The sequence below is a fragment of the Hydrogeniiclostridium mannosilyticum genome, assembly GCF_003268275.1.
Classification (GTDB): domain Bacteria; phylum Bacillota; class Clostridia; order Oscillospirales; family Acutalibacteraceae; genus Hydrogeniiclostridium; species Hydrogeniiclostridium mannosilyticum.
This window is the reverse complement of the sequence record NZ_QLYR01000001.1, coordinates 909,885-926,177: the sequence shown is the minus strand read 5'-3', so window position 1 is coordinate 926,177 and position 16,293 is coordinate 909,885. Positions and strand designations below refer to the sequence as shown.

The 16,293-nt window shown below is 57.1% G+C and carries 13 protein-coding genes; 7 read left to right on the top strand and 6 right to left on the bottom strand.

All coding sequences use genetic code 11. The features are described 5' to 3' along the window. Positions 1–141: 141 nt before the first annotated feature. Positions 142–834 carry a DUF885 family protein gene (locus tag DPQ25_RS15210; protein ID WP_112331911.1) on the bottom strand — a complete coding sequence of 231 codons (693 nt, stop codon included), beginning with the start codon at positions 832–834 and terminating at the stop codon, positions 142–144. Here DPQ25_RS15210 and DPQ25_RS04325 point away from each other — a divergent pair, their 5' ends adjacent. Beyond that, complete coding sequence (locus DPQ25_RS04325; protein ID WP_112331910.1) at positions 835–1,251, top strand: hypothetical protein; 417 nt, start codon at positions 835–837, stop codon at positions 1,249–1,251. Between the two features lie 163 nt (positions 1,252–1,414). Here DPQ25_RS04325 and DPQ25_RS04320 read toward each other — a convergent pair whose 3' ends face one another. Beyond that, the gene (locus DPQ25_RS04320) at positions 1,415–2,239 is read right to left on the bottom strand and encodes an AraC family transcriptional regulator (protein ID WP_146740524.1); all 825 of its coding nucleotides are present in this window, start codon (positions 2,237–2,239) and stop codon (positions 1,415–1,417) included. 177 nt (positions 2,240–2,416) lie between these two features. On the opposite strand from DPQ25_RS04320, the gene DPQ25_RS04315 reads away from it, so the two are divergent. The 4 genes from DPQ25_RS04315 (at position 2,417) to DPQ25_RS04300 (ending at position 7,473) form a co-directional block, all read left to right on the top strand. Next, positions 2,417–3,178 carry a sugar phosphate isomerase/epimerase family protein gene (locus DPQ25_RS04315; RefSeq protein WP_112331908.1) on the top strand — a complete coding sequence of 254 codons (762 nt, stop codon included), beginning with the start codon at positions 2,417–2,419 and terminating at the stop codon, positions 3,176–3,178. Between the two features lie 41 nt (positions 3,179–3,219). After that, entirely contained in the window at positions 3,220–4,383 is a 1,164-nt protein-coding gene (locus DPQ25_RS04310; RefSeq protein ID WP_112331907.1) for a Gfo/Idh/MocA family protein, read from the top strand. Between the two features lie 13 nt (positions 4,384–4,396). Then, entirely contained in the window at positions 4,397–5,479 is a 1,083-nt protein-coding gene (locus DPQ25_RS04305) for a Gfo/Idh/MocA family protein (RefSeq protein WP_112331906.1), read from the top strand. 221 nt (positions 5,480–5,700) lie between these two features. Then, the gene (locus tag DPQ25_RS04300) at positions 5,701–7,473 is read left to right on the top strand and encodes a hypothetical protein (protein WP_146740523.1); all 1,773 of its coding nucleotides are present in this window, start codon (positions 5,701–5,703) and stop codon (positions 7,471–7,473) included. Between the two features lie 321 nt (positions 7,474–7,794). Here the strand turns inward: DPQ25_RS04300 and DPQ25_RS04295 are convergent, their stop codons facing one another. The 4 genes from DPQ25_RS04295 to DPQ25_RS04275 form a co-directional block, all read right to left on the bottom strand. After that, positions 7,795–10,149, bottom strand: coding sequence for an ABC transporter ATP-binding protein/permease (locus DPQ25_RS04295; RefSeq protein ID WP_112331904.1), 2,355 nt, complete (start codon positions 10,147–10,149; stop codon positions 7,795–7,797). Between the two features lie 22 nt (positions 10,150–10,171). Beyond that, positions 10,172–10,675 carry a MarR family winged helix-turn-helix transcriptional regulator gene (locus tag DPQ25_RS04290; protein WP_177576829.1) on the bottom strand — a complete coding sequence of 168 codons (504 nt, stop codon included), beginning with the start codon at positions 10,673–10,675 and terminating at the stop codon, positions 10,172–10,174. A 233-nt stretch (positions 10,676–10,908) separates the two neighbouring features. Next, positions 10,909–11,781 carry a glycoside hydrolase family 43 protein gene (locus DPQ25_RS04280; RefSeq protein WP_112331901.1) on the bottom strand — a complete coding sequence of 291 codons (873 nt, stop codon included), beginning with the start codon at positions 11,779–11,781 and terminating at the stop codon, positions 10,909–10,911. 39 nt (positions 11,782–11,820) lie between these two features. Next, on the bottom strand, positions 11,821–13,101 hold the full coding sequence (locus tag DPQ25_RS04275; RefSeq protein ID WP_177576828.1) for a family 43 glycosylhydrolase: 1,281 nt from the start codon (positions 13,099–13,101) through the stop codon (positions 11,821–11,823). 449 nt (positions 13,102–13,550) lie between these two features. Between DPQ25_RS04275 and DPQ25_RS04265 the strand changes: the two genes are divergently transcribed. Both DPQ25_RS04265 and DPQ25_RS04260 read left to right on the top strand, forming a co-directional pair. Then, complete coding sequence (locus tag DPQ25_RS04265; protein ID WP_112331898.1) at positions 13,551–14,471, top strand: aldo/keto reductase; 921 nt, start codon at positions 13,551–13,553, stop codon at positions 14,469–14,471. 53 nt (positions 14,472–14,524) lie between these two features. Further along, positions 14,525–16,015: an L-fucose/L-arabinose isomerase family protein gene (locus tag DPQ25_RS04260; protein WP_112331897.1), complete on the top strand. Its 1,491-nt coding sequence runs from the start codon at positions 14,525–14,527 to the stop codon at positions 16,013–16,015. The last annotated feature ends 278 nt before the right edge of the window (positions 16,016–16,293 follow it).

The following is a 16,293-nucleotide window of genomic DNA, read 5'->3' as shown; positions in this document are numbered from 1 at the left end:
TTTTATTATAGCACAGGTTTCTGCTAATTTCGAGAAAAAATTATATTAAGATGGGCGGCGCCGTTATTTGCCCGCCGTTCTCGCCTGCCTCCAGCAGCGGTGAAATTCAGGCGTGCGCGCGGTTGATGCCGGTATAATTTTCTACATTTTTTCAACAACGGCAAGCCCGACGCTGCCGTCCTGAAGTACGGCCTGATGAAAGGCCACGGGGTCAAAGGCTTCCCCCAGCTCCTGCTCGGCCTTTTCCCGAAGCTCATTGATAAAGCAGCCGGCGTACTCGTAGTGCAGGTAATAGGCAGGATCCGCAATAATCACCCGGTAGATCTCACGCGCCTGTTCCTCGGTGGAAAAGTCGAGCTCCTGCTTTGCGTAGGCGAAAAATTGCTGGTAGTCCCAGCCGCCGGTGTGGATCATGATATCCGCATAGGCCGGCGTCAACCGGGAATAGCGGTTATTCAGGTTGAGATAGCGCACAAATTCCCGTTCAATTTCCGCCGCCAGCAGCTCATGGGAGCGCTCTTCAACATAGATGGCCCCCCCCCCGTATAACCAAGGCAGTCGAGCTCCCGGACCGCGGCGGGCAGGTCGAGCGTGCCGGTATAGGCTGCCTGGTAGGGGTGGCCGGGAAAGCCCTCGTGAAGAAAGGTGGAAAAGGAATGCCCGGCAGAGGGGCTGACGGCAATGATGTGATCCGCGCCGCTTTGCTGTGTGGTTTGTGGGAAATACGCCGCGGGGGCGAACCCCTCCTACTGGCTGGGGTCGATTGTAATCACCCGGTAAGGAACGGGCTCCAGCGGCGGAGCTGCTTCCCAGGCGAAGCCTAAGCACACTCATGTGTGGAAAAAGCACACCGCGCAGAAATGGGTACCCAATATCGTAACGGTGGTAGACAAACCGGAGCAGACCGTTAAATATAGCGTCTACAAAATGTACTGGTATACAACCGGTACATGGGAGGAAACGAGAGACCCCGACGGGTTTCACGCATGGGCTGAGAGCAAAGAGGGCAGCCTATATCCGCTCTACTATCCTTATCAAAAGCCGGAGGACAACCCGCTCTTTATTGGGTATGACAAAAATGGGCACGCGACATATACAAACGGCCGCACGATTATAGGGCCGTACGATGAAACGGCCCCGGCTGTCACGCATGAGGAGGACCATGGTTATTACGAGACTTACACCGATTATTACTACTGCGGCTGCGGCGCTAAAAAAGTAGCCTGCAAACGCTTGAAGAATAGCGGATAACAAATAGAGATATTCCTTTTACATGGACGGAATATCTCTATTTTTATAATTCTTTTTTGTTACGCGCAAGGCGCTTTTAAGCCGCGGCAAGGCAGGCTTTGTTTTGCCGGCATATATCGAAATTTATTTTAATTATATGTAAAAAAATTACGTTTTAGTAAATTTAACGCATTTCCGGCGGCTGGTTAAAGGATGAAGGGGTAGCGCCGGTAACGCGCCTGCAGGCCCGGTAAAAGGCGGAGTAATCGTGAAACCCGCTCTGTTCGGCTGCCGCCGCCGCCGGCAGTCCCTCCCGAATCAGCTGCCGGGCCATTGCCACACGCTTATGAATGACATAGTCCATCACGGTTGTGGAGGTCGAGCGCTTAAAGATTTTGTTCAGGTGGTGCTTGCTGATATAAAACCGCTCCGCCAGCCCGTCCAGGGAAAGGTCCTCCGTCAGGTGAAGATTGAGATAACTCAGCAGCCGGCGGACAAGCGGGCCCTCCTGCTCCGAATTTAAGGATCCCACGCCGGGGCTGTCTCCAGAAAGCATCAGGAGCTGGTAGGTCAGGGCCTCGGCCCGTGTGCTAAGCACCTCCTCACGGACAGGGGGATCCAGCTGCCGGCAGGCCTCAACGGCCTCAAAAAAGGCGCTCAGCTGAAGACGTTCTGCATTTCTGTAATAGATGTGGTTCTGAAAAATGCTGTTCAGCAGCGGAAGCGTTCGCGGAGCGGGCAATGCGGCATCAAAATGGAGGCAATAGCGCTCATAGGGGGCGTCGGAGTCAATCCGCACCCCGTGAAAGGTGCCGGGCGCCAGCAAAAGCATGCTGTGCGGCTCCAGGGGATAGGCCTGGCCCTCCACCAAATAGCTGACATCGCCGCGGATATAGAAATAGATTTCGTATTCTGCGTGGCAGTGCAGGGCAAAGTCCGGTGTGGCCTCGCCGCTGACGGTATGGTGAAAAAGGATGTGCGGGGTTTCCAGGTGATGATGGTAATACATAGCGGCTCCCTCAGCTTTATTTGAGTTTTGTTTGCGGGATGAAACCGTCTTTTTAAAATCAGTATAGAAGAAAAGCGCTATATTTGCAAGAAAAAGAACACCATTTTCAATGGCCTTTCCCGTTGGGCGTGCTATAATTTGCTCATCCAGCACAAAGCCAAAAGGAGGAATAATACCATGAAAATAGGAGCACAGCTTTATACCGTGCGAGATTTTTGCCAGACGGAGGGGGACCTTGCCTGCTCGCTGGAGAAGATTGCAAAAATGGGCTATACCACCGTTCAGGTGTCGGGCATTGGAAAAATCGACCCGCTCCGCCTGCGGGAGCTCTGCGCCGAAAACGGGCTGTCAATTGTCTTGACGCATAACGATCCCAACCGGATTATCAACGACACCGACCGGCTGATTGAGGAGCATAATATCCTGGGCTGCGATTACATCGGCCTTGGCGCCATGCCGCCGAAATATCAAAACTTTTTCTGGGTAGAGCATTTCGCACGGGATTTTCGGGAGCCGGCGAAAAAAATCGCCGCGGCAGGCAAACTGCTGATGTACCACAACCACAATTTTGAATTTGAGAAGGGACCCGACGGGCGGCGGCTGATTGAAATCCTGATGGATGACATGGCGCCCGAGGAGATGGGCTTTACCCTGGACACCTACTGGGTGCAGGCGGGCGGCGCCGATGTCTGCGAGTGGCTGGAGCGGCTGAAGGGGCGTCTTCCCTGCGTACATTTAAAGGATATGGCGGTTAAGGGCTTTGACCAGCTGATGGCCCCTGTCCTGGAAGGAAACATGAATTTCAGGGCGATTTTGGCTAAGCTGGAGGAGCTGGGCGGTACCCGTTACGCGCTGGTGGAGCAGGACACCTGCGCGGGCAGCCCCTTTGACTGCCTGCAAAAAAGCTATGACAATTTAGCCGGGCTCGGTTACCGCTGAGAAACGGCCTAATAGATGAATATAAAGGAGTTTTGGGGAATATGCAAAAGGTGAAGCTGGGAATCATCGGCGTGGGCAACATGGGCTCGGGCCACATTGGCAATATTCTTTCCGGCGCGACGCCGGAGGTGGAGGTCACCGCGGTTGCGGACCGTGCCGAAAGCCGCCGGGCCTGGGCGCGGGAACGCCTGGGCGCGGGCGTGAAAATTTTTGCGGAGGGCAGCGAGCTGATTGCCTCCGGCACCTGTGAGGCCGTCATCATCGCGGTGCCGCACTACCAGCATCCGGGCCTTGCCGTCGAGGCCTTCGCGCATGGGCTGCACGTGATGTGCGAAAAGCCCGCGGGAGTATATACCAAGCAGGTGCGGGAGATGAATGAGGCCGCAGAAAAGAGCGGCCTGGTGTTTGGTATGATGTTTAACCAGCGCACGAACCACGTCTACCGCAAGATGCACGAGCTGGTCAACAGTGGGGAGCTGGGGGCCATCAAGCGGGTGAATTGGATCATTACCAACTGGTACCGCGCGCAGTCCTATTATGATTCGGGCAACTGGCGTGCCACCTGGGCGGGGGAGGGCGGCGGCGTGCTGCTCAACCAGTGCCCGCATCAGCTCGACCTGCTGCAGTGGATCTGCGGCCTGCCGGTAAAGGTACAGGCCTTCTGCCATTATGGAAAATGGCACCACATTGAGGTGGAGGACGATGTGACCGCCTATATGGAATTTGAGAACGGCGCCACCGGCGTCTTTGTCACCAGCACGGCGGACCTGCCGGGTACCAACCGGCTGGAGCTGACTATGGAGCGCGGCAAGCTAGTTTGCGATGGCGAAAAGCTGGAGCTTTACAAGCTGGATGTCAACGAACGCGAATTTTGCTTTGAGGCCGAGAACGGCTTCGCCTATGCGGAACCGCATTATTCCATTGTGGAGACGGACGGGGAAAATCCCCAGCACATCGGGGTGCTCAACGCCTTTGCGGGGAAGATCCTACACGGCACGCCGTTGGTCGCCGAGGGCCGGGAGGGCATCCGCGGCCTGACGCTCTCCAATGCCATGCACCTTTCCAGCTGGCTGAACCGGATGGTGGAAATCCCCTTTGACGAGGACCTCTATTACGAGGAGCTCCAGAAACGGGTTGCAACCTCGCAGGCCAAAAGCGGTGAGGCGGTTTACTTCAGCACGGAAGGAACCTATGGAACAAGGTGAGGAGGCGGCAGATATGGCGGTACAACAGGCGGACGGCATGAATTACGCCCCCAAGGGGGAGCCCAGCCCCGTCGTGAAGCCGGGCGGGTTTGTCATAGCCGCTGCCGCGCTGGACCACGGGCACATCTACGGCATGTGCAACGGCCTGACCGAGGCGGGCGCTACCCTGAAATATGTTTATGACCCGGACCCGGAAAAAGTAGCGGCTTTCCGCCGGAGCTTTCCGCAGGCTCGGGCGGCGGAGAGCTTGGAGCAGATCCTGGCGGACCCGGAGGTGCGGCTGGTAGCCGGCGCTGCGGTAACCTCGGAGCGCTGTCCGCTCGGCTTGCGGGTAATGGACGCGGGCAAGGATTATTTTACCGATAAGGCCCCCTTCACCACGCTGGAGCAGCTGGAGGCGGCCCGGAAGAAGGTCCGTGAGACAGGCTGCAAGTACATGGTTTACTACAGCGAGCGCCTGCATGTAGAGGGGGCGGTCTTTGCCGGCCAGCTCATTGAGCAGGGGGCGGTCGGCCGCGTGCTTCAGGTGCTTGGCATGGGGCCGCATCGGCTCAGCGCAGAGAGCCGTCCGGCGTGGTTTTTCGAGCATGAGCGGTATGGCGGAATCCTGTGCGATATTGGCAGCCACCAGATTGAGCAGTACCTCTATTATTCCGGGGAAAAGGATGCGCGGGTGGTCCGCAGCCAGGTGGCAAACTACAATCATCCACAATACCCGGAGCTGGAGGACTTCGGCGACTGTACCCTGGTGGGCGGCAATGGCTCTACCAATTATTTCCGTGTGGACTGGTTCACGCCCGACGGGCTTTCCACTTGGGGGGACGGCCGCTGCTTCATCCTGGGGACGGATGGCTACATCGAAATCCGTAAATATGTCGATGTAGCGCATCAACCCGGCGGGGACCACGTATACCTCGTCAACCGGGACGGGGAGCAGCGCTTTGACGTTGCCGGTAAGGTGGGCTTTCCGTTTTTCGGGCAGCTGATTTTGGATTGCCTGAACCGCACCGAAAACGCCATGACACAGGAACATGCCTTTAAGGCGGCGGAGCTCTGTTTGCTGGCGCAGGAGAAGGCGGAGCGGATTTCGGGCTGAGAAAAAGCGGAATAAGGCTGTTTGGCTCACGCATTACAATGGGCCAAACAGCTTTTTTTGGCTTTTAAGAATATTTATTTCTCAAATATTCTTAAAAGATTGAGAAAATTATTTTTCTGTTTTTTTATATAGAGAGGATTGTATTTGCAAGGGGAACACGATATAATGGGGATCAAATCATGGAAGCAGAATGGATTGAACAATTAGGGGAGGATTCCTTTATGAATGTAAAGCATTGGAAACGCGTCGGAGACGACGGGGCGCTGCATGTATTGGGCAATGGACAGATGTGCGCCTATGAGGAGGGGCCGGTTATTGAACAGGTCTTTGGGCCGCCGTATTCCGGTATATCCCTGGGCCGTCTGGCGCTGGAGGGAATAGAGACAGCAGAGTCCGTGCGCACGCCTGGCACGGATATCTGGACCCACAGCCTGGCGGACGGCAGCCGTATGACGGACCTGATTGACAGCGAGCAGCCCTGTCTGATCCGCAAAATTGAGGCAGCGGGGACGCTGCGCTTTACCCTGGCGCTTACGGAGTGGTTCACCGCCGTCAAGGATACAGAACAGCGCTGGCTTTTTCACGCGGAAAAGGGCAGCCCCTGCTACACGCATCCATCGGATTATGAGCTGTTCCACTGCATCGAGGGCTCTGCCGCAGTAAGAATTGAGCAGACGGACGCGCGTACCTTTATCCTGTCGGTTCCGGCGGGCGAGCATTTCCTTTGGATTGCCAGCCGGCCGCAGACGGTACAGGCGGTAAAGGATGCCGGCTATGCTGCCTGTGTGGAGCGCACCAGGGCCTACTGGGCCGCTTTTTTGGCACGCGGCCGCAAGGTGCCGGAGCAGGTTCGCGAGATATGCGAGGGGGTAGCGGTGCTGGTCAAGGCCCAGCAGGGGCTTGACGGCGGCGTATTGGCGGGCTTTTTCTACCACATGGCCTATGTGCGCGATCAATACGGGGTCAGCCGCGGCCTGCTCAAGCTTGGCTACCTGGAGGAGGCGAAGGCCATTTTGAGCTATTACCACCGCATCTGGCAGCGGTATGGCCACATTAAAAACGCGCAGAGCATCGGTACCCCGGGTATTTTTCACATCCATGAAAATGACGAGGTGGAGATTACCGGCTACCTGGTGGTGCAGGCCTTTGACATCTATAAAGCGGGCGGCGGCAGGGCGTACCTGGATTCCCTGCTCCCCATGCTCAAATGGGCGCTGGAGGTGCAGATGAAGCATCTGAAAAACGACATGCTGCCCTTTAACGGCGACGAAACCTATATTGCGGGTGGCTTTCTGCCGCGCTATGCCATGTATGACGGCAGCAGCGAGGCGACGATGCTGTTCCTCACCGGGCTCGACCAGTACATCGCCTATACGAACGACAGCGACGGCTGGTCCGTGGTGGCCAAGCGGGTACGCGCGCGCTATGCGGAGAACTTTGTGCGCGGCGGCGGACTGATTACCAATAACCCGGCCCGGCTGCAGCCGGAGGAATATCCTGCTGAGCGCTGGGGCGTCTGCGAGGAATGCTGTCATATGGCGGTGCTGAAAAAGACGGCGGCGGCCCGGTACCTGTGCCCGGACTGCTACGGAAAAAAAGAACTGCCGGTCCGCCCGCGTTCGGTGTTCCAGCTGACCTCCGCGGCCTTTGCCCCATTGTTTATCGGGGCAGATGTTGTACCCATGGATGTGTTGGCTGGGATGGTGAACGAGGCTGCGCGCCGATATGAAGAAAACCATGCCCTGCCGTCGGACCCGGAGGGCCGCGGTGGAACCGTGGGCTATGACTACGGCTTTTTCCTCAACGCGCTGACAAAGGTTGGCCATCCGCTGGCGGCTGAGCTGTACAAAACGACGCTGGCCTTGGTGGACGAGGCAGGCGCCTGGTCGGAGTATTACCGTGACGGCAAGTCCTACGGCTGCCGCTGCAGGCCGTGGGAGAGCGCTATCAACATTTATGCGGTGCTGACCTACCTGGAGTCCCTGCCCGCGTGATGCCGCAAAATAAAAGGAAAAGGCCTGTCTCCGCGGAGACAGGCCTTTTGCAGCAGGGAGAAACGGAACCCGCGCAGGCTGCCAACTATGTAGGCCGCCAACTGTGTAGGCCGCCAACCGTGTAGACATTTTTAATACGCGTGAATGCCGGGGGAAATATGTCGTTTAGGCTGCGCTTTGCCGCCCATAGCAGGCGGGACAATTTCAACCGGCACAGCGGCTGCGGGCCCGCGCGGTTCCCGCTGGACGAAAAACAGCCCGAGGCAACCGGAACGGACGCCTCGGGCTGTTGCTGCCTACTGGCTTTAAGGGCAGATGGGCCTATTCAGAGCGCAGCGCCTCCACGGCATCCTTCCTTGAAGCCATGCGGGCCGGGATATGCCCGCCCAGCATGGTGAGAATGGTGCTGATCGCCACCAGAATTAATGCGTGCAGCGGCTGCAAATGCGCGACATTTTCCAGCGACGCCATGGAGGCGATGATGGAATTGATGGGGAAGGTCAGCAGCCAGGCAATGGCCACGCCCAACAGGCCGGAGCACAGCCCCAGGATGAACGTTTCCGCATCGAATACATGGGTGATGTCCTTTTTACGGGCGCCCAGAGAGCGCAAAATGCCGATTTCCTTGGTCCGCTCCAGCACAGAGGTGTAGATGATAATGCAGATCATAATCATGCTGACCACCAGGGAGATGGCGGCAAACGCGACCAGCACGACCGTAATGCCGTCCATAATATCGCCCGTCATGCTGGAAATAGTTTCTACCATATCGGTGTAGACAACGGCGTCGTCTGTGCTTTTCCCCTCATTCCAGTCGTCCAGGTATTGGATGACCTGGTCCTTTTGCTCGAAGGTGGCGGGGTAGAGCATAATGGCGTAGGGGGTGGTGTCGCCGCCCAGAACAGCGAGCAGAGAGTCCTTGTCCGCCTCGGAGATTTCCTCCATAGTCATGACATTTTTGCTGCTCTCCTGCTGGGCCTTGACAATGTCGCTCTCCTGCTGCATGGCGGCCACCTGCTCCGACAGGGCGTCGCTGTAGGCGATGCCGGTGTTGAGGATGCCAATACCGGCGTTTTCCTTGACGCGTACAATACCGGCAATGCGGACGGTGATGCCGCTGTCGGAGTTATACATGGCTTCATAGTCCTGTGTGGGCAGGTAGTTGCCGTAGGGCGTTTCGCTGTAGAAGTCGTTATTGGAAACAATTTTAAACTCAGCGCCGATAAGGTCGTTAAAATCAAAGGACTCTTTTCCCTCGGTGTCAAAACCGAGGTTTTCCAGAATGTTCTTGTTCAGGGTATTGTCGGAATCCAGCACCAGCACCAGGTCCGTGGCGGCGGCAGGGTATTGGCCCGCGAGCAGGTCGTAGTTCTTTTCCAGGTAGGAGGTCTCCTCCTGGTCGAGCTGTTCCGGGAAGGAGGACAGACCGATGGCAGACATGGTGCCGCTCATGGCGGAGCTTTCTTGGCCGTCCTCGTCCTTGGACTCGCTGCTGAAGGAGACGGGGATGATGCCGCTGTCGGTTTTCCGTACCATATTCATACTGACAATGCGGGTGTAACCGATGCTGCTGCATATTTTGGGGTCAATGTTTTTCAGGTACTGCAAATACTCGCCGGTAAAGCGGTTGGTATGCATTTTAATGGTGGAATCCGGGTCGGTGAGGATGATCTCCTCCGGCGGCGCTTCCTCGTCCTGGTCCTCCAGCATCTGGGTGTGCTGCTCCATCATGGCGGCCATGTCGACCTCGGCGGACTGGCGGGAGATTACGATGGGGAACTGCGCCATGGCGTCGGTCTGAAAGTCGTCAATCGTAGTGCGGAACCCGGAGGAAAGACTGAGGATGACCGCAATGCCGATGATGCCGATGCTGGAGGCAAAGGCGGTCAGAAAGGTGCGCCCTTTCTTGGTGCGGATGTTGTTAAACGAGAGATTCAGCGCGGTGAGAAAGCGCATCTTGGTCTTTTTCAGGTGGAAGCCGTCCGGCTTGGGGCGCTCCTGGTGCGGGTGTGTGTCGGAGATGATATGCCCATCCTGAAAGCGGATGATGCGGTCGGCATAGTCCTCGGCAAGCTGAGGGTTGTGCGTGACCATAATGACCAGACGTTCCGCGGAGAGCTTTTGAATCAGGTCCATAATCTGGACGCTGGTGGAGGTGTCCAGTGCGCCCGTGGGTTCATCGCACAGCAGGATCTCCGGGTCGTTGGCCAGGGCGCGGGCAATGGCGACGCGCTGCATCTGGCCGCCGGAGAGCTGGTTGGGGCGCTTGTGCAGGTGGTCCTTCAGGCCGACCTGTTCCAAAACCTCCAAAGCCCGGCGGTGCTTTTCCTCCTTGGGCACGCCGGAGAGCGTCATGCCCAGCTCGACATTGGCGACGATGCTGAGGTGTCCGATGAGGTTGTAGCTTTGAAACACAAAGCCGATGGAGTTGTTGCGGTAGGCGTCCCAGTCGCTGTCCTTAAAGTCGCTGGTGTGCTTGCCCTTAATCAGCAGGTCGCCGCTGTCATAGCGGTCCAGTCCGCCGATGATGTTGAGGAAGGTGGTTTTACCGGAGCCGCTCGGCCCCAGTACCGCGACAAATTCCTTTTCGCGAAAGGCGACGCTTACATCATCCAGCGCCTTTGTCTCTGTGTCGCCGACATGGTAGGTCTTCTTGATGTGCTGTAATTCAAGCATAGGGTATTTCCTTTCATCATAATCAACCGGCCGTTGTGGGGCCGGGTTTGTCCGTTTGCGGCAGCCGCTGAGCTTGGATATCCGGCGCGGCACGCTCCAGCAGGGCGAGCACCTCAATGGTGGCTTCGGCGCCGGCTAAGATGGCATCCAGCTTCTCAGGGCCGGCCTGCTCCAGAACGCCGTCAATAAAGTGCAGCCGGTTCAAAATGCGTTCCAGCGCCCCGCAACCGGCGGGGGTTACGGAGAGCGTAACCACCCGTTCATCCGCCTTGCTGCGTACCCGGTATAGAAAACCGGCCTGTTCCAGCTTTTTGCAGAGCGTAGAGGCGTTGCTCTGGGTGATCTGGGTTGCGTCGCACAACGCGCGGATATTGCACACCTGCCTGTTCCGAATGGCAAGCAGCACCAGGGCCTGCAGCGGGGTCAGCCCCTCCGGCTGGGTGACAGGGTCCATAATTTTTTCCATACAGTATTTGATGCGGAACAGATTGCGCCACATTTCCATGCGGAAGGCGTCTGCTTTCATGTGCCTCAGACCTTTGTTTTTTATTTGCCGCATATTCTATATGCTTCATATATAATAGAGCCGAATCGTGCGCAATCTATGAAAGGTTTGTAAACAGAGAAAAAACAAAATGCGAAAATTATCCGCTTGAGGCGGAAGGGCCTGTTTGCATATACAGTAAAAAACCGGCAGGAGCTTGCCCCTGCCGGCTGTGTATTTCAGCGCGCCGCTTAATTTATGATAAGGCGGACGAATCAAAGGGTTTCCCGGCAGAGGCTGCCTGCCTGCTCGCGAATGGGGTAAAACTTCGGACGTTCCTTGGACTTGGCGTTGGGTGTGTGCAGTGCCAGCATGAGCTGCCCGTCAAGGGTGCGGAAGATCATGCCGTGTCCGCCGTCGCGCTCAAAGAGCAGGTCGTCCTCTAAAATCCAGTTGCCGGTAATATCGCCGTTGTCGGAGCGCGCTACCGCCACGCAGTAGCCGCCTGTGCTGAAGCTGGACCAAATCATCAGCAGGGTACCGTCCGCGGTGCGGTGCAGGAACGGGCCGTCGGTGACAAAGCAGTCCTGACCGGCCGCGTTTTTCATTGGGGCGATCTTCGGCGCGTCTCCTGCCCGAAAGAGAATGCGCGCCTCACCGGCTGCCGCGCGAAGGTCGGGCGTAAGCGGAATGGCACAGACCTCGCCGTTGCCGACTTGCACCCATTCATGGCAGAAGACCATCCAGGGGTCGCCGGAGGGGGACACGTACAGCGTACCGTCCAGGCATTCCCAATTCCTTGGTGTGACAGGGCCGTCGCTAATGGGCGCAAAGGGGCCTTCCGGGCGTTCTGCCCGGAGAATCTGCGTGCCGCGGCAGACGCCTTCGTTCTTAAAGCTGGCCAGCAAATAGTACGCGCCATTGTAGACATGGCATTCAGGGGCCCAATATTCCCGGTCGGTCCAGAAGGATCCGTCGTTGTGGAAGACCTCAAACGGGCCCTCCCAATTTTCCAGGTCCGTGCCGGTGTAAACGTCAAATCCGCCCCCCTGGCCCCAGCAGCTGCCTCCCTGGGAACCGTACAGATAATATTTGCCGTTCTGTACCAGTACATAAGGGTCTCGAATGTGAATGTCTGAATTTTTCATGGTGGTTTTTCCTCCCGCAGTTTATTCTAAAAATAAGCGTCATGCAATAAAATGAAATTCTTTTACCGAGCAAAGCCGCCCCAAGTCTCCGTGAAAGACCAGGTACAGCGCGTGGCGTCCCTGTACCGGCTGCACCGGGCAGGAGAAATCCCGCCAGTCCGTCCAGCCGCCGGTGGGCGGAATATCGAGCGTACCAATCAGCGTGCCGTCGGGGGAATCGAGGCGGAGCTCGACCCGGGCGCTGTAAACAGAGTCAAAGCGTCCGTTTGCCGCGGCCATGGTAAAGCCGGAGACGGCTGCCTGGCCAAAATCAAAATATTTGTAGGCCGCCCAGTTTCCGTCCTGAATATGAGAGAGATATTCCTGGTAGACGCCCTGCTCCAGACGGCTTTCGATATACGCCGCGCCGGAGAGCAGGCAGGCCCGCCCGGCCTCCAGAACGGGCAGGGGTGAAAGCGGCCCCTGGGTGCCCTGGGTGGTCATCTCCACCTCGGGGATGCGGCCGTCCGCCGTGAAGGTAATCGGCTCCGCACAGGCCCGGCGGCTGAAGCAGCTGTTGTTGGTCGCCCGGTGGTAAAAGACGTACCAGCTGCCGTTAAATTCGGCAATACAGCCGTGGTCGTTCCAGTTTTTGGGGTCACAGCCGGTGTTGTCAATGACCACCCCGCCCTTTGTGAAGGGGCCCAGCGGGCTGCGGGACATGGCGTAGGAGATGCAGGAGGCGCCGCCGCGGCTGATGTCGGTGTACAGCAGGTAGTATATTCCGTTGTGCTTGCGCACCGAGGCACCCTCATGGAAGCCATGCTCCTGCTCTGTGATCAGCGCGCGGTTTACGGTGCTCATGTCCAGCTCGCGCATGTTTTCCTTCAGCCGCGCGCCGCAAAGGGAAAACTGCCCCCAGTAATAATAGGCCTGTCCGTCGTCGTCAATGAAGACGGAGGGGTCTATGCCGTCGCCGTCCGCGCCGATCACAGCGACGGGATCGCTAAAGGGGCCGGCCGGGCTGCCGCTGGTGGCAACGGCCTCACGGCCGTTGGAAAGGCAGAAATACAGGTAATAAACGCCGTCCTTGCAGACGCAGTCCGGCGCGTAAAGGCGGTTGCCCTCAAACTCACCGGCAGCGCCGTCCGATGTGGAAAAGGAGACGCCGTGGTCCGTCCAGTGTGTCAGGCTGTCCGAGGAAAATACCCGGTAGCGGCAGCTGCAATAGCTGTCGTCGCCCGGCACATCGAGTGAGCCGTAGAGGTACAGGCGTCCGTCGGCATGTTGGCGCGCCTCGCCGTCGGGCACAAATTGATCAAGCGGCAGTAAAGGGTTCATATCAAAATTCCTCCGGTATTCGATATTCAATAGATTCAAGTGCATAATACCGTTTTTTACCCGTAAAGTCAACAGGTTTGCGGCGCCTGACGCGTAAAAAGGGCCGCCTTGCCGCCAAAAATTCCGGGTGTCGCCGGGCTGACCGGCCCGGAAAAAAATTTTATTGGATCGGGGGCAATAATCTGATAAAACAGGCGCTCATGGCCTCCGCCTCAGAAGGCTACGATTTATCGGGAAAAACATTTATTTATAAGTAAGTAGAATCTTGACGAATAGCAATATTATGATATTATTACAGAAAAAGCTTGGAAAAATCAGAAAAATCCCTCTTGTATCGTTAGAAAATTATGCTATGATTATGTCAAGGGAACCGGATTTGAACCGGCCCCCGGCAGAAAATCCCGGCGGCGGGAGCAGGGCTGCAGGGGGGGAAAGAAGCAAAGGAGGTCATGAAGGTGCTTTATCAAAACATAGAGGCGCTGCGTGTGCCGCGTGTGGCGCTCGGCTGTATGCGCATTGGCGGGTTGGAGGCCGGGCAGGCGGAGGCGGTTGTTAAGACCGCGCTGGAGCTTGGCATCAATTTCTTTGACCATGCGGATATTTACGGCGGCGGGGAATGCGAAACGGTTTTTGCCCGCGCCATCGGCATGAACAGCGCCGTGCGGGAGAAAATCATTCTACAGTCCAAGTGCGGTATCCGCCCCGGGGTGATGTTCGATTTTTCCAAGGAGCATATTCTGGAGGCGGTAGACGGCAGCCTCCAGCGTCTGAACACAGACTATCTGGATATTCTGTTGCTCCACCGCCCCGATGCGCTGGCTGAGCCCGACGAGGTGGCTGAGGCCTTTGAGCGGCTTTCTGAGAGCGGGAAGGTGCGCTGCTTTGGCGTTTCTAACCACAATCCCATGCAGATTGAGCTCCTGCAGCGCAGTGTACGGCAAAGGCTGGCAGTCAACCAGCTGCAGCTCAGCATTACGAACGCGACGATGATCAGCACGGGCCTCAATGTCAATATGGAAAACACAGCCGCGGTCAACCGGGACGGCTCGGTGCTCGATTACTGCCGCCTGAAGGACATCACCATCCAGCCGTGGTCGCCTTTTCAGTATGGCTTTTTCGAGGGTGTTTTTCTTGGCAGCCCAAAATACCCGGCGCTCAACAGGAAGCTGGAGGAAATTGCCGCAAAATATGGGATTACACCCACCGGCGCTGCGGTTGCGTGGCTGCTGCGCCACCCGGCAAGGCTGCAGCCTGTCTGCGGCACGATGTCCCCTGAGCGCCTGCGGGAGATTGCCGCGGCGACGGAGGTTACGCTTTCCCGCGAGGATTGGTATGCGGTTTACCAGGCGGCGGGCAATATCCTGCCGTAATATTCGGGGTACCGAAGCAAAATATATAAAAAATAAATAAGGGTGATGAAAGTATGAACACAAAAGCTTACAGCAAGCCCCGCGTGGGCCTGTATTCCACTGGACTGGCTGCCTACTGGGCACAGTTCCCGTCCCTGCACGACCGTCTGGTGTCTTACAATGAATTTATCGCGGAAAAAATGGGACAATGGGGCGAGGTGTACAATTTTGGCCTGGTGGACACCGTGGATAAGGGAATTGAGGCCGGCAAGTATTTCAATGAGCATAATGTGGATATTATTTTCCTGCATGCCGCCACCTATGCCACCAGCGCCACCGTGCTGCCCATTCATCAGCGCTGCCAGGCCAAGGTGGTCATGCTGAACCTGCAGCCTAGCGACCGCGTCAACTATGAGAAAACCTCCACCGGCGAGTGGCTGGCGCACTGCAATGCCTGCCCGGTGCCCGAGTTTGCCAATGCTTTCCACCGTGCGGGCATCCCCTATAAGGTCATCAGCGGCCTGCTCGGCCTGGAGAAGACCCCGGCGGTTTCTGTAGCGAACGAGACCACCTGTAACCGCCCGGAGGCCATCCGTGCCTGGAAGGAGATCAGCGAGTGGATCCGCGCGGCCCAGGTGAAAAACACGCTGTCAGAGTCCCGCTTCGGCTTTTTGGGAAACACCTACAGCGGTATGCTGGATATGTACAGCGATTTCACCATGCTCCAGGCGCAGGCAGGCATTCAGCTTGAGGTGCTGGAGATGTGCGACCTGGACGCGCTGCTGAAGACCGTAACGGAGGAGGACGTGGCCCGTAAGGAGGCCGAGGTCCGCGAGATGTTCACCATCAGCGGGGACTCGCCCGCTGAGAAGCTGGCGAAGAAGCCGACAGCGGAGGAGCTGGAGTGGTCCTGCCGGGTGGCCGCCGCACAGGAGAAGCTGGTGGGAAAATTCCATCTCAATGCCCTGACCTATTATTACCATGGGGCGGACGGCAATGCGTACGAGCAGCTGCAGAGCGGCTTTATCGTCGGGCATTCCCTGCTTACGGCGAACAGCGTGCCCTGTGCCGGCGAGGGCGACCTCAAGACGAACCTGGCAATGAAGATTTGCGATATTCTCGGGGTTGGCGGCAGCTTCTCCGAGATTGTCACCACGGATTATATCGACGGCACCATCCTGCTGGGCCACGACGGCCCCTTCCACCTGGAGATCTCCGAGGGCAAGCCCATCCTGCGCGGCATGGGGGTTTACCACGGCAAACGCGGCAGCGGTATTTCCGTGGAGGCCAAGGTGAAGAGCGGGCCTGTTACCATGCTGGGGGTTACCCAGACGGTGGACGGGCGCCTGAAGCTGATTATCAGCGAGGGAGAGTCTACCAAGGGGACCATCATGCAGATTGGCAACACACAGACGCCGGTTAAATTCAGCGTAGACCCTGACACCTATTTTGAACGCTGGTTTGAGGAGGCGCCCACCCACCACTGTGCAATGTCTATCGGCCATAACGCCGCCCTGATGAAGAAGGTAGCGGAGCTGATGAACCTGGAGTATGTGATTCTATAAGCCGTGAGTGCGGTTAAGGCCGCTTTCGCGCAGCCATAAATAAATAAAAACAGGCCCCGCCGCAAAAACAAATTTTACGGCGGGGCCTGTTTGTCTGCTTGAAAGGGTAAAACCCGGCAGCGGGGCAATGCGGGCAGGCCGGGGCGTATGTTCCGCTTGCTGCCGGGCTCTATTTCTTGTCCTGGCGGGGCGCCTGTTCAATATATGAGAAAATAATAAAACCGCTTTCCGTCTGGCTTACAGACAGAAAACGGTTTTTTAGTTTTATTTACCGGTTA